This window comes from Lysinibacillus louembei (genome assembly GCF_033880585.1).
GTDB classification, from domain to species: Bacteria; Bacillota; Bacilli; order Bacillales_A; family Planococcaceae; genus Metasolibacillus; species Metasolibacillus louembei.
Genome location: NZ_CP137624.1, coordinates 661926 through 683656, shown reverse-complemented (window position 1 = coordinate 683656; position 21731 = coordinate 661926). Strand labels below are relative to the sequence as shown.

Annotated in this window: 24 protein-coding genes and 1 riboswitch; of the genes, 15 read left to right on the top strand and 9 right to left on the bottom strand. The window is 37.4% G+C overall.

The annotated features are described in order from the left end of the window. Nucleotides 1–23: 23 nt before the first annotated feature. Nucleotides 24–713: a hypothetical protein gene (locus R6U77_RS03270; protein ID WP_319837423.1), complete on the bottom strand. Its 690-nt coding sequence runs from the start codon at nucleotides 711–713 to the stop codon at nucleotides 24–26. A gap of 323 nt (nucleotides 714–1036) precedes the next feature. Here R6U77_RS03270 and R6U77_RS03265 point away from each other — a divergent pair, with 323 nt between their 5' ends. The 4 genes from R6U77_RS03265 to R6U77_RS03250 all read left to right on the top strand — a co-directional run bounded on the left by R6U77_RS03265 (nucleotide 1037) and on the right by R6U77_RS03250 (nucleotide 3789). Beyond that, entirely contained in the window at nucleotides 1037–1582 is a 546-nt protein-coding gene (locus tag R6U77_RS03265; RefSeq protein ID WP_319837422.1) for an accessory gene regulator ArgB-like protein, read from the top strand. Beyond that, complete coding sequence (locus R6U77_RS03260) at nucleotides 1582–1749, top strand: hypothetical protein (protein ID WP_319837421.1); 168 nt, start codon at nucleotides 1582–1584, stop codon at nucleotides 1747–1749. Before R6U77_RS03265 ends, R6U77_RS03260 begins: the two co-directional genes overlap by 1 nt. A 241-nt stretch (nucleotides 1750–1990) precedes the next feature. Then, nucleotides 1991–3040 carry a GHKL domain-containing protein gene (locus tag R6U77_RS03255; RefSeq protein WP_293928024.1) on the top strand — a complete coding sequence of 350 codons (1050 nt, stop codon included), beginning with the start codon at nucleotides 1991–1993 and terminating at the stop codon, nucleotides 3038–3040. Nucleotides 3041–3054: 14 nt separating this feature from the next. Beyond that, on the top strand, nucleotides 3055–3789 hold the full coding sequence (locus R6U77_RS03250; protein ID WP_319837420.1) for a LytR/AlgR family response regulator transcription factor: 735 nt from the start codon (nucleotides 3055–3057) through the stop codon (nucleotides 3787–3789). 40 nt (nucleotides 3790–3829) lie between these two features. On the opposite strand, the gene R6U77_RS03245 is transcribed toward R6U77_RS03250, so the two are convergent. Next, complete coding sequence (locus R6U77_RS03245; RefSeq protein WP_293928018.1) at nucleotides 3830–4006, bottom strand: putative motility protein; 177 nt, start codon at nucleotides 4004–4006, stop codon at nucleotides 3830–3832. Between the two features lie 94 nt (nucleotides 4007–4100). Between R6U77_RS03245 and R6U77_RS03240 the strand changes: the two genes are divergently transcribed. The 6 genes from R6U77_RS03240 (at nucleotide 4101) to R6U77_RS03215 (ending at nucleotide 9476) form a co-directional block, all read left to right on the top strand. Beyond that, nucleotides 4101–4652, top strand: coding sequence for a superoxide dismutase family protein (locus R6U77_RS03240; RefSeq protein WP_319837419.1), 552 nt, complete (start codon nucleotides 4101–4103; stop codon nucleotides 4650–4652). A 221-nt stretch (nucleotides 4653–4873) separates the two neighbouring features. Continuing rightward, entirely contained in the window at nucleotides 4874–5866 is a 993-nt protein-coding gene (locus R6U77_RS03235) for a TAXI family TRAP transporter solute-binding subunit (protein ID WP_319837418.1), read from the top strand. Between the two features lie 113 nt (nucleotides 5867–5979). Further along, the gene (locus R6U77_RS03230; protein WP_319837417.1) at nucleotides 5980–6429 is read left to right on the top strand and encodes a DUF1850 domain-containing protein; all 450 of its coding nucleotides are present in this window, start codon (nucleotides 5980–5982) and stop codon (nucleotides 6427–6429) included. Beyond that, the gene (locus R6U77_RS03225; RefSeq protein ID WP_319837416.1) at nucleotides 6426–8438 is read left to right on the top strand and encodes a TRAP transporter permease; all 2013 of its coding nucleotides are present in this window, start codon (nucleotides 6426–6428) and stop codon (nucleotides 8436–8438) included. The genes R6U77_RS03230 and R6U77_RS03225 overlap by 4 nt, the downstream gene beginning before the upstream one ends. A gap of 141 nt (nucleotides 8439–8579) precedes the next feature. Further along, a complete protein-coding gene (locus tag R6U77_RS03220) occupies nucleotides 8580–8720 on the top strand; it encodes a hypothetical protein (RefSeq protein WP_293928003.1) in 141 nt (46 codons plus the stop codon). An 84-nt stretch (nucleotides 8721–8804) separates the two neighbouring features. After that, nucleotides 8805–9476: a GNAT family N-acetyltransferase gene (locus R6U77_RS03215; protein WP_319837415.1), complete on the top strand. Its 672-nt coding sequence runs from the start codon at nucleotides 8805–8807 to the stop codon at nucleotides 9474–9476. A gap of 31 nt (nucleotides 9477–9507) precedes the next feature. Here R6U77_RS03215 and R6U77_RS03210 read toward each other — a convergent pair whose 3' ends face one another. From R6U77_RS03210 to R6U77_RS03195, 4 genes are all read right to left on the bottom strand, one after another. Then, entirely contained in the window at nucleotides 9508–10218 is a 711-nt protein-coding gene (locus tag R6U77_RS03210) for a Fe-S oxidoreductase (RefSeq protein WP_319838337.1), read from the bottom strand. 310 nt (nucleotides 10219–10528) lie between these two features. Then, a complete protein-coding gene (locus R6U77_RS03205; RefSeq protein ID WP_319837414.1) occupies nucleotides 10529–11482 on the bottom strand; it encodes a DMT family transporter in 954 nt (317 codons plus the stop codon). A gap of 87 nt (nucleotides 11483–11569) precedes the next feature. After that, a complete protein-coding gene (pepT, locus tag R6U77_RS03200; RefSeq protein WP_319837413.1) occupies nucleotides 11570–12799 on the bottom strand; it encodes a peptidase T in 1230 nt (409 codons plus the stop codon). A gap of 32 nt (nucleotides 12800–12831) precedes the next feature. After that, nucleotides 12832–13476, bottom strand: coding sequence for a lysoplasmalogenase (locus R6U77_RS03195; RefSeq protein WP_319837412.1), 645 nt, complete (start codon nucleotides 13474–13476; stop codon nucleotides 12832–12834). A gap of 72 nt (nucleotides 13477–13548) precedes the next feature. Between R6U77_RS03195 and R6U77_RS03190 the strand changes: the two genes are divergently transcribed. Both R6U77_RS03190 and R6U77_RS03185 read left to right on the top strand, forming a co-directional pair. Next, a complete protein-coding gene (locus R6U77_RS03190) occupies nucleotides 13549–15231 on the top strand; it encodes a TMEM175 family protein (protein ID WP_319837411.1) in 1683 nt (560 codons plus the stop codon). Nucleotides 15232–15419: 188 nt separating this feature from the next. Next, nucleotides 15420–17117: a methyl-accepting chemotaxis protein gene (locus R6U77_RS03185; RefSeq protein ID WP_319837410.1), complete on the top strand. Its 1698-nt coding sequence runs from the start codon at nucleotides 15420–15422 to the stop codon at nucleotides 17115–17117. Between the two features lie 43 nt (nucleotides 17118–17160). Here R6U77_RS03185 and R6U77_RS03180 read toward each other — a convergent pair whose 3' ends face one another. Then, nucleotides 17161–17340 carry a hypothetical protein gene (locus R6U77_RS03180; protein WP_319837409.1) on the bottom strand — a complete coding sequence of 60 codons (180 nt, stop codon included), beginning with the start codon at nucleotides 17338–17340 and terminating at the stop codon, nucleotides 17161–17163. A gap of 87 nt (nucleotides 17341–17427) precedes the next feature. Here R6U77_RS03180 and R6U77_RS03175 point away from each other — a divergent pair, with 87 nt between their 5' ends. Both R6U77_RS03175 and lepB read left to right on the top strand, forming a co-directional pair. Beyond that, entirely contained in the window at nucleotides 17428–17685 is a 258-nt protein-coding gene (locus R6U77_RS03175; protein ID WP_319837408.1) for a hypothetical protein, read from the top strand. A 70-nt stretch (nucleotides 17686–17755) separates the two neighbouring features. Next, nucleotides 17756–18319 (top strand): signal peptidase I, encoded by a 564-nt coding sequence (lepB, locus tag R6U77_RS03170; RefSeq protein WP_293927975.1) that lies wholly within the window; start codon nucleotides 17756–17758, stop codon nucleotides 18317–18319. A 47-nt stretch (nucleotides 18320–18366) separates the two neighbouring features. Here lepB and R6U77_RS03165 read toward each other — a convergent pair whose 3' ends face one another. Together R6U77_RS03165 and nfsA are read right to left on the bottom strand one after the other, a co-directional pair. Continuing rightward, entirely contained in the window at nucleotides 18367–18795 is a 429-nt protein-coding gene (locus R6U77_RS03165) for a hypothetical protein (protein WP_319837407.1), read from the bottom strand. Between the two features lie 364 nt (nucleotides 18796–19159). Next, nucleotides 19160–19894 carry an oxygen-insensitive NADPH nitroreductase gene (nfsA, locus tag R6U77_RS03160; protein ID WP_319837406.1) on the bottom strand — a complete coding sequence of 245 codons (735 nt, stop codon included), beginning with the start codon at nucleotides 19892–19894 and terminating at the stop codon, nucleotides 19160–19162. Between the two features lie 178 nt (nucleotides 19895–20072). Continuing rightward, nucleotides 20073–20187, top strand: a riboswitch (SAM riboswitch). A gap of 105 nt (nucleotides 20188–20292) precedes the next feature. On the opposite strand from nfsA, the gene R6U77_RS03155 reads away from it, so the two are divergent. After that, nucleotides 20293–21579, top strand: a complete 1287-nt coding sequence (locus R6U77_RS03155) for an O-acetylhomoserine aminocarboxypropyltransferase/cysteine synthase family protein (RefSeq protein ID WP_319837405.1) — start codon at nucleotides 20293–20295, stop codon at nucleotides 21577–21579. Nucleotides 21580–21731 lie beyond the last annotated feature (152 nt).

The window sequence follows — 21731 nt, the reverse complement described above, 5'->3', positions numbered from 1 at the left end:
AGTAAGTCACTCCTCCCTGCCTTTTAGGGGTTATTAGGATTTACAAAAGTTGCTCTAGGGTAAAGTTGTTCAATACGTTTTGTTGCTTTATTTACCCCAATTCGATAGCCAATTCCTTCATACATATAATCGATTGTCACAAAATCACTAGTACTATTTGCTATTTTACTTGCATTTGCCTTAACACCTGATGTTGCTATGGTTTCAAGCCTGTTCAGTGTCATTCCTGTATGAAAGAAATCTTGATTGTATTCCCAAGTACCGTTCCAATGTTTCATGGAATGGCGCTCTAAGTAATGCTGCATATTACGTGCAGTTATTGTATACGTTTCTTTACCAATTGTTACAGTTTTGGGAACATAGTTTGCTACTGCTCTAGATGCAGCCCCAGCTGTTGCAGGTGTTACCGTTTTTATCAGTCTAAGCCCACTTTTTAATAAAGCTTTTCCACCTTCTTTAACTACTGTAACAGCTATCATGGCACATGGTGGACCACACATTGGTTCAACAATAATTTCATTAGAATCAAACACTAAATCAGATTCTAAAAAACCATTAGTAGCATCTTCATTATACTCGATAAAAGATTCAAAATTGAGGTTTGTTTCGTTATTTTCTCCTGTGAAATCATTTGCACTTGATTGCAGAGGTGCTAGTAAGCTAAAGATAATTGTAAATACTGTTAATAATGAAATAATTTTTTTAAAGTTCATTCTATCTCCTCCTTTAAGTAATAATTAAAATGATTTCCTGTAAGCATCTCTAATAAGTTATTAAAGCGCCTAGAGGAAATCAGTTAACTATTTTTACTCTAACACACTATTTTTAAAAGTAGGTGTACATTGTCAAAACCGCATATATTTCTATTAAAAATGTTATTTACCAATAATTGCAATACATTTGCGACGATAATTATGACGTTTTTGATATGGTATAACATAATACCATTCAAAACTGTTAAAATTATTGTCGTAAACATAGCACACAAAAAATGGATATTTGTAGTTTATAATAAAATTAGGGAGAATTTTGTTAAATGATAGAGGCAAAGATTACAAATATATTAATTAAACAACGAATATATACGAGACTAGAGCAGGAGAAAATACAATATGGTGTCCGTATAATCTTGAAAGAATTCTATAAGTTATTGTTACTGTACAGCGTAGCATTTTTATTAAACTGTTTATTACCAACATTCATTATCCATATGGTTTTTTATTTTATACGGCAAGTGGCGTTTGGGGCACATTTTCAAAATGCTGTAAGCTGTATAATATGTAGTATACTTGTATTCCCTATTATGGCATTGATACTGACTTCTATATTGATTCCTATGTGGGTTGTATGGGGGATTGGTGCAGCTGCAGTATTTCTTATTTTGCTGAAGGCACCTGTAGGAACTGGGAAGCATCCAATTGTTAATAACCAACATCGACAATATTTACGAAAAAAGCTGTATGTTCGAATTGTGATGATTAGTATTGTATTGTTATTTTCTTCAGAGAGCATGCAATCTTATATTGTTTATGGATTAGTGATTCAAAGTGGTAGTATGTTAATTCAAGGAGAATTGAAGTGATGAGATTAATTCAACGTATTATACAATCTAAACTATTTATTCTATCTCAAGTAGCGTTATTTATTGGAGAACTTGCGTTAAAAAAAGATTGCCACTTTATATTTTATGCTGAGGATATGCCAAAGGCGTTACAAGAACAGCATCCTTTTATGAAGAAAGAGGAGTAACTTACAGATGAATGTAGCCTTATACATTAATATTGCAGTAGAGTATAGTGCAATTATAGTAGCTCTAAGTTATCTATTAAATATAAAAATAAATTGGCAGAAGGGCCTTTACTTAATATTATTTATCATTCTTCCATCAATATTATTCTTTTTCCTTGTATCGCAGTGGATCATGATTCCGGTATTGTTAGTTAGCTTAGGCATCTTTTTTTACCTGCTTTCTAAAAAACATAGAGTATGGATGGATATTACAATTGTTTGTATTGGTGGGGTACTAGCTAATTATTTAGCTAAGTTTATTTTGTATTTCTTTTCGCAGGGAAATAATTTTATATATGAATTGTTGTATATTTGCTCCTTTTTACTTATTTTTATTGCGTATATTTATCTTTATAAACAGCTTATACAAAAAATTAATGAAATTTTGATGTTATCAACAACTAGTAAATTTTTTATTTTTCTTATTTTATTTTTAACAGCGTTAGCATTTTATTTGAATATTTATTTTGCAGAACATATGAATTCAACATCTACATTAAATATGAATTTGATGATTCAGCTTTTGTATTTTATTATAGTGATTATTGTTTTAGGTGTATTTTTATATAGCATACATAACACATATAGGGCAAAGAGAAAAGTGCTAGAAACTGAGCAATTCATGCAATACATGACTGCACTTGAAGAAGTTAATCGTGATATGCAAAAATTCCGCCATGATTATACGAATATATTGCTGACAATTCAGGGCTATTTAGATCAAAAGGACATGGAAGGATTGCAATCTTATTTTCAGCAAAGCATTGTGCAAACAGGACGACAAACGTTGGTGAAGCATCAAACATTAGGACGGCTAGACAATTTGGAGTCAGTAGAATTAAAAGGCTTGCTTGCAACAAAAATATTGCAGGCAGATGCATTAAATATCCCATCTATTATTGAGATTCCTAGACCTGTACCGATGCTACAAATGAGTATTGTTGATATTGCAAGAGTTGTAGGGATTTTACTGGATAATGCGCTAGAGGCTGTAAAAGAGCTGCCAAAAGGCAATATTCGTGTGGCTATTTTCCCAACTGATAATGAAATGGTGCAGTTACTTATTGAAAATAGCTATGGAGATATGTCACCTAATATTGGCAAGCTATTTCAGCAAGGTTATTCTACAAAAGGTCAAGGACGTGGTAGCGGTTTAACGATAGCGAAGGCGATTATTGGGAGCTATCCAAATGCTATGATGCATACAAGGGTAGAGGATGGCAAATTTATTCAAGAGTTGAGCATTTATTAAGGTGGTGTATTTTTATGAAAGTAGTAATTTGTGAAGATGACTCACTTCATCGTCATTTGATTTATACAGAGCTGAAAAACTATGAGATGTTCCATAATCCAAGTGTAGAAATTGTATTAGAAACGGCAAGCCCTGAGGAAGTGCTTGCTTATGCAGCAGAGCAGCATGTGGATTGCTACTTTTTAGATATTGACTTATCGCATGAGTTAACAGGAATGGATGTTGCTTATGAGATTCGCAAGGACAATCCTTTGGCGAGCATCATTTTTGTAACAACGGATGCAGAGAAGTGGCATCTTGTGTTTAAATATCAGCTAGAGGCACTTGATTATATTGTCAAAGATACGCAAGAGAAAATGGCTGTGCAACTACGAAAAGTGATTCATACAGCCTTTGAAAAATATCAAAAGCTAGGGCGAAATGAACAGGCGAATGTTTATCAATTAAAGGTTGATAGGCGTATTGTTAACATTCCATATGAGGATATTTATTTTTTCTCAACATCACCACAAGTACATAAAATCGAGCTTTATGCGAAAAATCATTATTATGAATTTTATGGCTCGATGCAGGAATTGGAAAAGATAGATGAGCGCTTTTATCGCTGCCACACGAGCTATGTAATTAATTTACAGCATATTGTTGAGCTTAATGCGAAGGAACGTACAGTAACGATGGCAGACGAAAGTATATGTAAAGTATCGTTTCGTGCGATGCGGACTTTGCGCAAGAAACTAGAAGCTAATTAAAAAGCTATCGAGGCAAATACTGACCTCGATAGCTTTTCATTTACACCTGTGCGTCAAATAGTTGACCTTTATACGGGTGTTCAGCAGCGGGAGCAGGCATTTCTGCTAGCATTTCAACAACGCCAGCGCCAGCATTTAATGTTTTGTCTAAAATCGACATTTGCAATGTTTGCTGTAGCTGTGCGAGTTGGCTTGACATAATTGAATTAATTTCCATTGTCACTCCTCCTTTGCTTTTATATCGGATTGTCTTTTTTAATTTGAATAAAGAACAGGCGATTTTGGCAACAATAGCAGTAGGAGGGATCATCATGTATAAAATAATCTTACTAAGCACCGCTTTATTATTATCGGGCTGTTCACTATTTCAAGCGAAAAAAGAAGAAGTGGAAATGCCTGTTCATGCACCAAGCGCTGCTACAGCAACTGCGAAAATGCTCAATAGCAAAGGTGAGAGTGTTGGAGAAGTAACGTTAAAGGAAGTAACAGAAGGTGTAGAATTATATGCAGAGCTACACAACTTGCCACCTGGAACACATGCTATTCATATTCATGAGGTAGGAAAATGTGAAGCACCATCATTCGAATCTGCGGGCGCACATTTTAACCCAGAGCATAAGCAGCACGGCATTGAAAACCCACAAGGTCCACATGCAGGGGATTTACCAAATTTAGAAGTAGCTGAGGATGGCACTGTAGAGCTTGAATTTACAACGAAGCTCGTGACATTAATGAAAGGTCATGAGAATTCTCTTTTCGATAAAGATGGTAGCTCTATTGTGATTCATGAAAAGGCTGATGACTATAAAACAGATCCATCTGGTAATTCAGGTGATCGCATTGCCTGTGGTGTAATTGAATAAAGTGGGACTTCAATCAGTTGGGAGTTTCTCCCGCTGATTGTTGGTACAGGAACACAAGCTAAGCACTTCATATTACTGTGAAGTGCTTAGCTTGTGTGGCTTTTAACGACCTATTCAATTATTTTTATTAATACGGGGCGAATTAACAGACTAGTTTGACAACTGTTTTGATCATCTGTAAAATGTAGAGTGATTAGCAAAATAGGGGGGTTATGTTAATAATGAATAAAAAAGGGATGTTACTTACAATTTTGGGTGCATTTTTACTTATCTTAGCTGCATGTGGTAGCGATAAAGAGGGAAGTAAAGAAGGTACAGGTACTGATGGTGGCGACAAGCAATCGTTTGATGTCGATTTCTTATCCATTTTAACAGGTGGTACGCAAGGAACTTACTATCCATTAGGCGGGACATTTGCTGATTTGATTACAACAGACACAGGCGTAAAAACAACAGCGGAGGTATCTCAAGCATCTGCTGCGAATATGACTGCATTACAAAATGGTGAAGGTGAAATTGCTTTCGTACAAACAGATATTGCATACTATGCAACAGAGGGTACGTTAATGTTTGAAGGGCAAAAGATTGATTCAGTAGTTGCTCTTGGCGCTCTATATCCTGAAACCGTACAACTTGTTACATTGGCTGACTCAGGTATTAAATCGTATGAGGATTTAAAGGGGAAAAAAGTATCGGTAGGTGCACCGGGATCAGGTACTTATGCGAATGCTGAACAATTACTTGAAATTCACGGTTTATCTATGTCGGATATTCAGCCGCAAAATTTAGATTTTGGAGAATCGGCGGATGGGATCCAATCAGGTCAAATTGATGCAGCATTTATTACAGCTGGTTATCCAACAGGTGCAGTTGAAGCGTTAAATGCTACAAATGGCGTATATATTATTCCAGTTTCAGCTGATAAAGCAGAAGAGTTAATTGCCAAATATCCATACTATGCAAAAGATGCAATTCCAGCAGGTACTTATGGTTTAAAGGAGGAAATTCCAGCTGTATCAGTAGGTGCGATGCTTGCAGTGAAAAAGGATTTATCTGAAGACCTAGTGTACGCGATTACAAAAGCAATCTATGATAATACAAGCAAAATTAGCCATGCAAAAGGTGAATTTATAAAAGCGGAAAATGGTTTAAACGGCATTGGTATTGAAGTGCATCCAGGTGCTAAAAAATATTTCGATGAAGTGAACAACTAACCAAACGAAAGGAATCTGCTGCTAGCCGCTTCAGGTTCCTTTATGTTTTGAGGTGAGGAATGCTAGTTAGAAGATTGATAGTATTCATATTCATAGGTGGCATTATATTATTTATGCCGTTTCAAAGATCATTAGTGTTTACAGAAACACGTACTACGAATCCAGTACATTATATATTACCATTGCAAAATGAAGGGGTTTTTCAAATTGTTTTTACACATTCGATTCATTTGACAGATGTAACAGAAACATACAAGGCATTGCCACAAGGAGAAGTTCAGTTGCTTAGCATGGAATATAGTGATGTAGCAATTGGAATGCCCTCTTATGCAGAGGAAGGGCAAGCATTACTTTATGAAAATGGTATATATTATTTAACTTATGATGAAGCAATTTTGCCAGATTTTGTGCTTTACATAGGGGATGTGGATTATAAACTTGAGTTGTTGCATAACAATAGTGTATATGATTTAAAAAGCAATCTTGAACGAGGTAACTCTTATTTATTAAAAGTCAAAAAATTATCGATGTACGATAAGCTGAAAGGAGTAGAGCTAAAATGAGCAAAGCAAATGCGACTACGCCACAAGATGAATTCAAAGAACTGACGGAAGAGCAGCAGCAGCAATTATTAGAAAAGTATGATATTGAAGCAAATCAACGAAGATTTGATGGCTTTATGAAATGGCTTGTTTATGGTGGTTTATTAGCATTTTCCTTATTTCAATTATACACAGCTATTTTTGGACAGTTTCCAGCACAAATACAGCGTACGGTCCATTTAGGATTTGGTTTAACATTTATTTTCCTACTCTATCCTGCAAAGCGTGTATGGTCAAAGAAAAAGGCTCCAATTTATGACTATATTTTAGCTGGTTTAGCAATATTAGTAGGATTATATTGGGTAACTAATTATACTCGTCTTGTCCAAAGTTTAGGGCAATTAGAAACAATAGATTTTTATATTGGCTTGATCGCTATTTTATTAGTATTAGAGGCTGCAAGGCGTGCAGTGGGACTACCAATTACAATCATAGCGGGTGCCTTCCTGTTATACGCTTATTTTGGTCCTTATATGCCAGACTTTATGGCACATCGAGGGCAAAGTATTAATAATATTGTGAATTTAATGTTCTATACTACAGATGGTATTTTAGGTACGCCATTAGCTGTATCCTCCACTTATATTTTTGCTTTTTTATTGTTTGGTGCTTTCCTTGTGAAAACAGGCGTTGGGGAGTACTTTAACGATTTGGCGATTTCAGTTGCAGGAAAATTAATTGGTGGACCAGCTAAAGTAGCTATTTTCTCTTCAGCATTACAAGGGACGATTTCAGGTTCTTCTGTAGCCAACGTTGTTACATCTGGTGCCTATACAATTCCTTTAATGAAGCGTCTTGGCTATAAAAAGGATTTTGCGGGGGCGGTTGAAGCTTCCTCTTCTACAGGTGGACAATTAATGCCGCCGATTATGGGAGCAGCAGCCTTTTTAATGGTTGAGTTTATTGGGCGAGGCGTGACATATTGGGATATCGCCAAAGCAGCAGCAATTCCTGCGGTGTTATATTTTGCGGGTATTTGGATTATGACACACTTTGAAGCAAAGCGTTTGGGTTTACGTGGCCTAACAGACGAAGAGATGCCAAATCGCAAAGAAATTTTCAAAAAGCTTTATTTATTAATTCCGATTGTCCTAATCATCGTTATTATGATGTTTGGCGTACCTGTAATACATTCGGCATTATACGGTATTGTCGCATGTATCATTGTTGGAATGATTAATAAAGATGTGAAATTTGGTCTTCGTGAAATTATTGACGCAATGGTGGAAGGGGCGCGTTCAGCTTTATCAGTAGCAGCAGCAACTGCATGTGCGGGTATTATCGTAGGAGTAGTTGTGAAAACAGGCTTAGGCTTATCCCTAGCTAATAGCTTAGTAAAGCTCGCAGGCGGTAGCATTTTCTTAACGCTTATTTTCGTTATGATCGCCTCACTCATTTTAGGGATGGGGGCACCAACAACAGCTAACTATGTTATTACATCGACAATTGCTGCACCAGCTATTATTACTTTACTTGCCCCAGATGTGCCGGCAAGTGCAGTACCAATCGTTGTTTTATTATCTGCACATTTCTTTGTATTCTATTTTGGTATTATTGCAGATATTACCCCACCTGTAGCCCTTGCCGCATTTGCAGCATCAGGTATATCAGGAGGAGACCCAATAAAAACAGGTATCCACTCAGCAAAACTAGCAATTGCGGCATTTATCATTCCATATATGATTGTATTTTCACCAGCAATGTTGATGATTGATGTTACCATATTAGAAATTGCTTGGGTAGTATTTACAGCGATGATGGGAATGATAGCAATTGGAGCAGGGGTTATTGGGTTCTGGTATAGAAAACTTGTCTGGTTTGAGCGTTTAATTTTAGTCATAGCAGGGATAGCTATGATTTATCCAGAGTCAATTTCAGATATTTCAGGGCTGATTGTCTTCGGTATTATGTTCGTGATTCAGTTTATGACAAAAAATAAAAATGGCGGCGTCACAGCAGCTAAAGCTTAAAAGCTTGTATCAAACCTATCTGTTTCATAGATAGGTTTGATACTTTTTATGCATATAGTGAATTAATGACTTGCACATAAAAAAGCATCATAGTATTATATGAATAATCAGAAAATTCATTTAAAAGAAAGGGTGTTGTTTATGGGCAAGATTTTATCGTCAAATCTTGAAACGTATTTGTTGGATGAGGAGTTAGAGCTTGAGCGTCATGAGGAGATGGATGTCTTTAAAGAGCATGATGGCTATGAGCAATATCCAGCAGGCTTCTTTACAAGCTTATAGAAAAGGCGAATGTTCAACTGAGCATTCGTTTTTTGTTTGCGTTATAATGATGGAGTGTGAAAAACAGAACAGTGTGGTGACAAAATGATATTTCAAGGATATTTAGGTGAACATGAATTTTATGTACAGCCTCTAAAAAATACACAATTAACTCAAATCCAAAAGTTGCAGCAGATTGTTTATGATGTATTAGAGGATAAGACAATTTTACAGCCTCTTAGTGATGAGGAGCTTTTATATATTTTAAATGGTCATGGTGTTATGATTGGCGCATTTGTTAACGAGCAATTGGTTGCGGTTCGTGCTTTATTAGAGCCAAATTCAGATGAAGAAGAGCATTTAGGGCTTGATGTTGGGGCGGAGGATTTGGCACGTGTGCTATATCAGGAGGTTTCGTTTATCCATCCAACATTTAGAGGCTATGGGCTACAGCAAACATTAGCAAGTATCATTATGTCACAAGTGGATATTGAAAAATATGATTGGGTATGTGCAACAGTTAAGCCATATAATATTGCCAGTCTAAAAGATAAGCTTGTACAAAATATGCATATATATGCGCTGAAATATAAATATGGTGGCAAACTGCGCTATGTGTTTGCAAAACCTTTACATAAAGAGCCAGTTTTCGCAGGTGAAAAGTTAATAATTGCGATGGGGGACACAGAGGCACAGCAGCAAGCTTTACGTAACGGCTACCGTGGCGTAGCAATTGAGAAGCAAGAGGATGAATGGTTTGTTCAATTTAATAGATGAAATAAGAGCGTAGTGATGCTACGCTCTTATTTTATTTCAACGGACAAAATCCACAGGCCATTAAGCCAGGGATATCCTTGGATTGGCAGCAACTTTTGCGAACAGGTCTGTTTAACAGCTGCGAAGGGTGGTTGCCACCTGTATAATTTAAAAATAGCGATTTATCGGAAATGTAGCGCCATACTTTTGTATCTTCTAAAATTTCTAGGTCTTCATAGGCTCTATCAGCTAGCGCAGGGTTTTCAAGTAATGTATGGTAATGCCATAATAGGTAACCAAAAATGTTTTCCCACATAACGAGTGGTGAAATAGATGTTGTTTTACGTAGCTGCTGAATAATTTCAAAAGTTTGCTTATACAATATTTTTTGAATCACTGCCTCACGTTCATTATCCTCCACATAGCGAAAATCATTTGCTGAAATAAATGTGCCAAGCGTATTGATACCGTATTCGTGAACGAGGGCGAAGCGAATATCCTCTAGTTTGCCATCCCAAACCTCATCATAAACTGCAAGCATATAAAATTGCATTGCAACAAACATACCGTAGCGACGAGTGAAATGGGAAATAGCAGCCGTTTCTGTAGCTGCCTGTGTAATGCCCATCATTAAGTTGCGAAAATCTGTTAAATAAAAGTCCTTTTGCAGATTTGCCAGCGTAAATAATGGACGCTCAGGATTTTCTGTATAAATGCTATAAGAATTTAATTGTTGAATTTGATCATAGGATAGTGCGGGCATAAACTCACCTTTTTCATTTATCATAACATTTTTTGATAAAAAATTATTTAAATAGTGTTGACAATCTAAATGAAAACGATTATCATTATCATTGTAAGCATTACTCATATGCAATACAGTGCTTATGAGCTTGAACTTTAGCTACTTTTCTCCAGAAGTTCGCTAGTTCAGAAAATACGTTCTACCCCCCTCATTTTAGAACGTAATTTTTTACCCTTTATATTTTCTTCAAAGCTTCTCTTTTGAGAGCCAATTTGAGCCGATCCCTAGCCATAGGATCGGCTACTTTTTTTATATGCGCCAATAAAAATCATTCTGTGGCTATCTGAGCACGTTTGGCGGCAAGCATTGTATGATAGCTATGCAGAAGCATACCAATAATGATAATTGCTAATCCTACAAGTGCAATTGGTGTCGGAAGGGGAATGCCTAATAAAAGCATTTCACCAATGATAACAAAAACAACCTCCGTTGATTGCGTTGCCTCAACTGCAGCAAGCTTTCCTTGATTGTCACGCACACGATCAGTTGCGATAAAGAATAATGTTGTTGCAATTACGCCTGAACTTAATCCAACTAATAATGATTGAAATACTTGACTGCTTGAAGGTAGCCCAACGGTCATTATAGCGTAGATTGCCATTAAAATCCATACGGGTAAGGAAGCAATCGTCATACCGAGCACACGCTGAAATGTATCAATGCGCCCGTCACATATGTCCATCATTTTGCGATTACCTAATGGATAAGCAAATGCTGCAATTAATACAGGTAAAATACCGAGAAGCAGAGCGGTTGTTGACACGGATTTAGCATGTGGGATTTGAATGAGCAATATGCCAATTAAGATCACACAGGAAATTAAAAGTGACACCATCGGGATTTTTTGCCGTATCTTTTGCCCTGCAATAATTGTTACGAAAAGTGGTGCGAGCAGTACCCCCGCAACGATTGTAAACTGCCAAGTACCCGAAACAAGCCAACCCGGGCCATATGCAGCCGCAAATGTAAGTGGTGCATAAAATAATACGAAACCTACGAAGCTCCACACGAGCCATTGCCAAGGCTGTGCCTTCATTTCATTATGTAGCTGTCGGTAATTTTTTCTGTATAATACGATAGCAATTAAAAAGGGCAGCATAAAGAAATAGCGTAAGGAAGCGCTCCATAGCCAGCTGCCACCATCTAATTCCATAGAGTGATTTAAAATGAATGTAAAGGCAAAAAATAAAGCTGCAATAATACCGATTAAAATTTCTTTCATCGTATAAACACCTCCTATATAACTGAATATTCAGAATGAAAAAAGAAGAAAAAATGCTAGCATGATGCTAGCGCTTTTTCTAAATGATTATGCGCGTGCCTCGAAAGCTTGCACGATTTCTAAAATAACTTCAGTTGCTTTTTCCATTGTTTCTGCTGATACATATTCAAATTTACCGTGCATATTTTCGCCGCCAGCGAAAATATTTGGTGTTGGTAATCCCATATAAGATAGCTGTGAGCCATCAGTGCCACCACGCACTGGCTCGATAATTGGTGTGATGTCAAGCTTTATCATAGCATCTTTCGCAATATCAACGATTTCCATAACAGGTTCAATTTTTTCTTTCATATTGTAATATTGATCTTCGATTTCCACAGTAATCGCATCTTCACCAAACGTCGCTTTAATTTTTTTCTCGGCGTCGATAAAGCGTGCTTTTTTCTCCTCGAATTTTCCACGATCATGGTCACGAATAATATATGTTAATGTTGCTTCCTCAATATGCCCATTAAAGCTCATTAAATGGATAAAGCCTTCATAGCCTTCTGTTTTTTCAGGTACTTCATCTAAAGGCATTTCATTTTGGAATTTAATCGCCATTGTTGTCGCATTAACCATTTTATCTTTAGCAGAGCCTGGATGCACACTTGTACCACGAGTTGTAACTTTAACACCTGCTGCATTGAAGCTTTCGTATTGAAGCTCGCCAAGTGGACCCCCATCTAACGTGTAAGCATACTTTGCGTCAAATGCTTTTACATCAAATTTATGTGGACCGCGACCGATTTCCTCATCTGGAGTGAAGGCAACGCGAATTTTACCATGCTTAATTTCAGGGTGCTGTACTAAATATTCCATCGCTGTCACAATTTCTGCAATCCCTGCTTTATCATCAGCTCCAAGTAATGTTGTCCCATCTGTTGTAATTAATGTTTGCCCAACATAGTTTTTTAAATTAGGGAAGTAGGTTGTTGACATAACTAATTGCTCGTTTAATTGAATATCGCCACCATCGTAATTATCAATACGCTGTGGCTTGACATTTGTGCCAGAGAAATCTGGTGTTGAATCAACGTGTGCAAGGAAGCCCAATGTTGGTACATCACTTTTCTCTGTATTAGCTGGTAATGTGGCAAATAAATAACCATACTCGTCTAATGTAATATCTGTTAAGCCAATTGCTGCTAGCTCATCCTTTAAAACGTTTAACAAATCAAATTGCTTCATTGTTGAAGGTGTTGTAGTGCTTGTAAAATCTGATTGTGTATCGATTTTTGCATAGCGAATTAAGCGTTCGATTAATTGTTCTTTCATGGAATAATCCCCCTTGTTATCATACATCTACATTATTGTATCATTTTACTTCGCAGTGCGGAATATTGAACGATGCTGAGTGCGATAAATAATTGCGCTGCGTAGTATGTTAGCATAATCAATATATGTGAGTATGGGATATCTGTAATAAAGCGATTGATTGCTAAAATGGAATCGGACGAAATAAATAAAAGGGCGCCGATAATGGCGAAGCTGCTCGCTGTTCGAAACGAATTCCAGCCCATTAATAAAATTGCTCCAATATAAGCGCAAACGGCTAGTGCTAAAATGTAGCCTCCATCAGGTAAAATAAAGCTCAATAAAAACACCATCATAAAGCCTCCATAAGCAATTAACAGCATTTTCACCAAACGATGAATTTTTCCTTCGCTCGTTTGCTGGAAGGCAATGATATAAAAAATATGTCCGATTAAAAAGCTAAAAAGCCCAATGATAAACCATTGCAATGTATAGTCTCCAATTGTGCAAAAAATAAGTCCACCAATAATAATTGTTTTATACTTTTTCTCGCCTGTTGAACGTAAAGCTAAAAAAATAAGCAATAACATCGGAATCAGCTTGAACACCATTTGACATGAAGCGGCAATCGTATCAAAGAAAAAGATATAATAAATACTGAAAATTGCAAATAACAATAAGATGATTTTTTTCTCCATCAAACTCCTCCTTTCTTAATTTAATGAAACTTTCCTACCCTCCATACGTAAAAATAAATAGAGGTGATGACAGTGGGACAATTATTTATAACAGTACTGATTGTAGCAATCGTCGCTACAATTTTAATAGTACCTTTAACAAAAAAATTACCGAAGGGTGAGTTAACAGGTAAGCAGTTTGGAATACTATTAGCTTCCGTATTTTTCGGTAGTTTAATTTTAACATTTTTAACGGTTTATATTTCGAAAATTGATTTGCATTGGACAATTTTCTTATACGTAATTCCTGTAATGGCATTAGTAGGTGCGTTATTGGCAGCAGGTATGGAACAAAAAGCGAAATCTGTAATTACGCTACTGTCAATTGTAGCGGTTGCTTATTTGCTAGCTGCCCCAATTTTTAACGCAGAGAAAAAATACCAATCCTCTGAAATGGAGGAGCAGGTGGAAATTCAGCCATTTGATGAAACAAAAACACCTGCAAGTGTGCCACCGAAGTTTGTGAAAAATAAAATGAAAAAAGCATTTGGTCAAGTGCCGAATACGAGCTACTATGAGCTAGGTCGTCTACAAATTCAAAAGGTCAATGGTGATTATGTCTATATTGCACCAGTGGAGTTTTCAGGGCTTTTTAAATGGTTTAACGGCAAAACAACACCAGGTTATTTCATGATGAGTGCAACTGATTCAAGCGACAATCCAAAGTTTATGGCACATGATATGGCTTATATCCCATCAGCCTATTTTAATAAAAACTTAGAGCGTCATATTCGACTTCAATATCCAACGTTGATATTTTATGGCGATGCACAATTAGAAATTGATGATGATGGTGTGCCATATTATATTCGCACATATGGTAATTTTATTTCTGCCCGCAATGGCTTTGACGTCAAAGGGATTGTTAAGGTAGATGCGAAAACAGGGCAATCTGAAAAAATGGCCTTAGCAGATGTACCAGAATTTATTGATGGTGCAATTTCACCAGAGTCAGTGAGCTTACAAAATAGCTATTATGGTAATTATGTACATGGCTTCTGGAATAGTTTGTTTGGCAAAAAAGATGTCAAGCTTCCATCAGATGAAGGAACGGAGGCAAACGTTAGCCCTGTCTTTATGGAGGATGGAGAAATGTACTATTTCACAGATTTCTCTAGCCCAAAAGAGGGTGTCGATTCGATGCTTGGCTATTCTTTAACACATGCGCGCACAGGTCAAGCAACATATTACACAGGTAATTTAGAGGAATCATATATGGATTCACAAGGTGCTCTAGAAATTATCGAGAAGAAGTTTATCGAAAAAGAGTGGGAAGGTGAAATGCCAATTTTGTATAACTTCTACGGTGAAGCAAGCTGGCTTTCAGCAGTGTTAGATTCAAATGGCTTCCTGCAAAACTACTTTATCGTATCTGCTGCAAATCCAGAAATTTCGGCATATGCTTTGACACCGAAGGAGGCATTGAAGCAATATAAAACTGCGCTTAGTCGTGGGGGCAGTACAGTAGATGGCTCTTCAAATGCAGAGGAAGCACAGCTCATTGCCAAAATTGTTCGCGTGTATAAAGAGCGTATTGGTGACTTTACGGTTGTGTCACTGCTAACAGATTCAGGGCAAAATTTCATCGTTAGCTCAGAGGTAGCGCCACTTGCTATTTATTTAGAGCAGGGTGATGAGGTGAATATCACTTATTACGCAACAGGAGAGCAATTCCAGCCAATTAAGCAGCTTGAAATTGTCAATATGGAAAGGTAGTTAAAAGGCTATCGGGAAATTAGGCTATTACCTATATTTCTCGATAGTTTTTTTGCTAAAAAAATTTGTTTAGCATGGATGATTTTGAAAGGTTTTATGATGAAAAATGTCGAAATATGTAGTATACTAGCACATTTGTATTTTCTTATTAAGAAATGCTAGCTAAAAATAAATGGGGAGCAATGCTTATGAAGATTAAATCGATGTTAATGATGGTTTCAGCAATTGCGGTAATTTTATTTGTGATTAATGGTGTTAGTTTAGGTCTTCTTGTGATGAACACCAAACAACAGGTGCAAGCATTTCAAAAAGAAAATACAGTGCTTCAATTAAAGGAACAGCTTGTGATGGTATCCGATTATTTAACAACAGAAGCACGTGCGTATGTAAGTACAGGGGATAAGGCATTTTATGAGGCGTATATGAGAGAAGTAAATGACACGCAAACATATGCTAAAGTCATTGCTGAGTTTGAAAAAATACTACCAGATGATATATTAACGATTGTACACAATGTGCAATCAGAGTCAGGGCAATTAGCTCAAATTGAGGCACAAGGCTTTCAGTTAATGCAGCAAGGCAATCAACAGGCTGCAATTGATATGATGTATGATGATAATTATTTTGCAGGAAAAAATCGCATTAACGATTACTTACAAGCCTTTAATGATGAAGTCTCGACATGGGTGGATGAATTATCTACAACAGCTAAAAATGGTGTAACAATGAGCATCGTTATTTTAATTTCGTCTGTTGTTATTTCATCTTTGTTTAGCATAATAGCAAGCATTTTAATTATTTCTAAATTTAAGCCGCTGTTTGCTGTTATTCAGCAAATTGAAGAAGTGGCAGATGGTAATTTAATGATTCAGCCCCTTGCTGCAAAAGAGGGAGCAAAGGATGAAATTTCCCAGCTGTCTCTCGCATTTAACATGATGTTTGGGAATTTAAAAAACACTATTGTAACTGTTAATGATGCAAGTATGGAATTATCGGCATCTACAGAGCAGTTGAGCGTCAATGTTAGTCAATCAACAGATGCAACAGAGCGCGTAACAGAGGCTACAGATGGCATTGCTGGAGGAGCACAAACCCAGCTTGAGCAAATACAAGAAAGCTCACAGGCGATGATGGAAGTAGCACAAGGTATTCAACATATTGCATCAGCGGCATCTGATGTAGCAACTTCCTCTACAGAGGTATCGAAACAAGCAGATGAAGGAGGACAGGGCTTGCAGCATGCGATTGAGCAAATGCAGGAGGTTGATGTAGCTGTAAATGAGGCGATGTCCTCTATCGAATCTTTATCAACACAATCTCGAGAAATTGAAAATATTGTAGAGACGATTACAGGCATTGCAGACCAAACGAATTTATTAGCATTAAATGCTGCGATAGAGGCAGCAAGAGCAGGGGAAAGTGGAAAAGGCTTCGCTGTTGTGGCGGATGAGGTACGTAAATTAGCGGAGCAATCAAACCAATCTGCTAAGCAAATTGCTACTATTATTCATATGATTCAAGGAGATATGCAGACAACTGTCCAACAAATGAATAAGGTTAACGATAAAGTTTCGATAGGAACCCAATCTATTACGCATACTGGTACATCTTTTGAAACGATTATTCAAGCTATCCAAACAGTAACAAATCAAATTCAAGAGGTTTCGGCAGTTTCTGAGCAGATGGCAGCAAGTGCACAACAAGTTTCAGCCACTTTCGATTCATTGCAGGCAATTTCACGCTCTTCAACAGAAACGACACAACATGTAGCAAGTTTATCTGAGGAGCAGCTTGCCTCTATGGAGGAAATTGCTTCGGCGACACAGATGCTTAATCAATTAGCAATGAATTTGAATAATGCTGTAGGGAAATTCAAATTACTATAATAACAAGGAGCGCTATGCGAAATCGTACAGCGCTCCTTGTATTTTAGTGAGAATATACTGGGGATGATGGTAGTTCCTTGTCAGCATAATGCGCTGGAACAACAGGTGGCTTTGCTGCCAAAGCTAAGACGATACCTACTACAATCACTACAAATGTTACAGCAAACGATGCGTTGTATGAGCCCGTTTTATCAGCAATCCATCCAGAAATAAGTGGGCTCAATGCGCTAACAACGGATAAAACCCAAATAACAGAGCCTTGAATAGCTGCAAAGTTTTTATTGCCATAGTAAGTATAGAAAACAGTTTATTGTTTATTCAAAAATTTATAGCTGTAGCGAATAATGATGTCATGAATACAATTGTTGAAAATTTAAAGAATCGAATTATTATGAAGTCCATAACAGGGTGGAAAATCAATCCTAATGTAACGAATTATAGAGCGAATCACATCAATACATTATTGTTAGAGGCAATTAAGGCAAATGACTATAAAGAGGCGGTAGCTATTTTAGAGAAGGCAAGTGCGCTCGTAAAGGACCAGCTTGTTAATCATCATTTATTGTAGAAGGGCAAAAAGTTGCAACTTTTTGAGAGGTACTAGCGTTCATATAGCATAGAGGAAATTTGAAGGAGATGTGGACTTGGAAAAAAGTGAAGTAATCAGCTGGATTAAAACAATCGTGTTTGCTGTTGTATTGTCTGTCGGGATTCGCGTCTTTTTGTTTACACCTGTTAGCGTTGAGGGTGCTTCCATGATGCCGACATTTGAGAATGAGGAAAAAGTAATTGTTAATATTATCGGTCCTGCATTATCGGATTATAACCGCTTTGATGTGATTGTTTTTAAGGCGCCAAGTGGAAAAAATTATATTAAACGCATTATTGGTTTGCCAGGAGATCGTGTAGAATATCATGATGATGAGCTGTTTATTAACGGAGAGAAGTTTGATGAGCCTTATTTGGAGACGAATCGAGCCGAGCTATTGGATAGCGGAGATTTAACAGGAGACTTTACTTTACAGGATACACTCGGTGAGGAAGTTGTACCTGAAGGACATTATTTTGTACTTGGAGATAATCGCCGTTACAGCTCTGATAGCCGCGATATACGAGTTGGCTTCGTAGCACAGGAGAAAATACTGGGCACAGTACCGGTTGTTGTTTGGCCATTACCAAATGCACGGGTAATTAAAGACTGAAAATAACAATTTGCACAAATGCAAAAAGGGAGCTGTTTAGAAAGTGATCACTTTCTAAACAGCTCTTCTTCAATATATTGAAGCATTTTTGCATAACGCAAGGTGAGCTGTTCTTCTGCGAACAGTTGTAGCTTGTCAAAAGCTTGCTGCTGTTCTCGAACAATTTGACGTTCCTGTGTAAAAGCGATAGCAGGCTCATGCTGGAAAATATATCGTAAATGAAATAGCTGAAGCATTGCAACTTCAGGGCTTTCTAGATTGTATGCGAATTTCATATTCCAAACGGTTGTATAAGATATATATTGATTAATATAAGCTGTAGCATGCTGGTATTTTGCTTCATCAATCATTGGCTGAATCTTTTTATGAACATCAGCCAATGCTAAATTAATATCGGCAATGGCGTAATAAAAGCGACGAATCGATTTTAATTGCTGGCGCTCGATTGATTTTGCTGTATGTCTATTCATTTGCATAGGCGAACACCTCATAATACTTTCATGTATTGTAGGTATATTTTATCATGATTCAGTAGAAAATGCCCACCTCTATAGGTGGTGCGATGAATGCTTAGACTACTTTGATTCAGTAAGTGTTCAAACGCCTACTGAATCATAATAAAGCCTCCGGCGGATGTCAGGGATTTTGAAAGGAGCCCATTGTGCAAGCACAATGCAAAATCCCGACGCAATTACGCCAAGGCGTAATTGATCATGATTCAGTAGGAAATTCCTAGCTCTACAACATGCCTTAAGCAATCTATGATTCAGCGACTGTCACAAAAAGCTTGGACGCAACTATGCGAAAGCATACTTGCTGATGTGCAAAATAACCTTGCTACTATTTCCATGTAAAGCCTTGCTGTGCAAGATAGTCTTTAATGAATGGACGCTTCTGTTCAATTAAATAATCGGCCATTTGCTTTGTCCATGTAGCCATTTTTTGGTTGGCTGAGCGGCTTGCATAATAGCTTTCCATCGTTGCATCATATTCATCTAATAAAGCGTCGTATTTCATCACATCATAGCTATTTTCATGTAAAATAGCTGCAACAGGCAAGCGCGGTTTCGTTTCGTTGCGCTTTGTTGGTGTGCCAATTGTCATGGCGAATAGCGGAAAGACACCCTCAGGTAAGCTGAACAATTCGCTAATCTCAGCTGGATTATTACGTGCGCCTCCAATATAGCAAATACCGTAGCCATGTGCCTCGGCAGCAATGACGAAGTTTTGGGCGAATAAAGATACGTCCGCTACACCAACAAGTAAATTTTCCGCTGAATCCGTGACGATGTTTGTACCATGCTTTTGCCCCGCTACTTGTAAACGTTTGAAATCAACACAAAATAAAAATGAAGCACCTGCTGTTTGAAATTGAAATTCATTTTTTGATAATTCACCAAGCTTTTTCTTTTTATCCTCATCCGTTATCCAAATGACGCTATAGGCCTGCACAAAATGTGAGCTAGCTGCCATTTGCGCTGTTTCGATTAAATCAATAACTATTTCGCGTGAAATTTGTTCCCCTGTATATTTACGCACAGATGAATGACTGCGTAAAAGCTCTCTCGTATCCATTTCCATCCTCCTAAATAGATGTATTCTCCTCACTATTTTATACTACTCAAGCTAAATAACCAATCATGTTGGCTGGGGGTGATGATTCTAGCAATTTAAAAAATTTTAAAAATAATAGTTGACTTCTTGGTTTACAATGATTTATACTCAATTTCAACGATGGAACATGAATCAAATACTCTTATCAAGAGTGGCGGAGGGACTAGGCCCTAAGATGCCCAGCAACCGGTAGGCGACAAGCTTACAAAGGTGCTAATTCCTACAGATTCGAATTGGAATCTGAAAGATAAGGGGAGGAAAACTTGCTCATTTGCAACCCTCTTCTTAGGAAGAGGGTTTTTTGTTTTTCTACCCTCCTCAAAATTCACTGCCATCGAATAAATTTTAGGAGGAATATCATGTCAGCATTACGGCCAGAAACATTGCTACTACACGGTGGGCAAAAGCCTGATCCAGTAACAGGAGCAATTGCAGTACCTATTTATCGTACAACTGCATATGCATTTAATGACACTGCTCATGCGCAGCGACTATTTGCATTAGAAGAAGCCGGGAATATTTATTCTCGCATTATGAACCCAACTGTAGGAGCATTTGAAGAACGTGTCGCCTTGTTAGAAAAGGGCACAGCAGCAGTAGCACTTTCTTCAGGAATGGCAGCTATCTCATTTTCCATTTTAAATATTGCTGGTGCAGGAGACCATATCGTATCGGCAGGCTCTTTATATGGTGGTACTTATAATTTATTTGCGACAACATTGCCACGCTATGGTATTACAACAACATTTGTCGACGAAAGTGACCCGGAAAACTTCCGAGCAGCAATTCAAGAAAATACAAAAGCAATCTTTGCAGAAACAATTGGTAATCCAAGCTTAAATGTACTAGATATTGAAGCGATTGCTAAAATCGCACATGAGCATGAAATTCCATTAATTATTGATAATACATTCCCTTCTCCATACGGCTCTAACCCAATTGAATTTGGAGCGGATGTTGTCATTCATTCGGCAACAAAATGGATTGGTGGGCATGGTACAACAATCGGTGGCATTGTTGTTGATGCAGGGAAATTTGATTGGACACAAGGTAAGTTCCCAGGCTTTACAGAGCCAGATTTAACATATCACGGCATATGCTATGGAATTGATACAGCAGCGGCTGCATTTGCCACAAAGCTACGTGTACAATTATTGCGTGATTTCGGTCCGACATTGAGTGCGGATGCGGCATTTAATTTCTTACAAGGGTTAGAAACGCTTCATTTGCGTGTAGTAAGACATAATGAAAATGCTAAAAAAGTAGCTGAGTATTTACGTGATCACCCATTCGTGGAATACGTAAATTACAATGGCTTTGAAGATGCTGACTCGCATTCATTGGCGACAAAGTATTTGAAAAACGGCTTTGGTTCTATTGTAACTTTTGGTATTAAAGGTGGCAGAGATGCTGGGCGAGAAGTAATTGATAATGTTCAATTATTCTCACATGTAGCGAATGTAGGAGATGCGCGCTCCCTTATCATTCACCCTGCATCTACAACGCATCAGCAACTATCTGCGGAGGAATTGAAAATCGCTGGTGTATCAGAGGAGCTCATTCGCTTATCGATAGGCTTGGAGGCAGTAGAGGATATCATTGCAGATTTAGAACAAGCATTTCAACAGCTTTCACTAAATAAGTAAAGACAAAGGCTCTGTAGGCTGCATCATTTCGCAGTCACAGCTGCCTATAAAAATAATACCTAGTATTTTTATAAGAATTATTGACTTCTTCTATTTTATGAATTACAATTAAACCAACCAACTTGCAGGGAATTGAAATGATAAATAAAAGG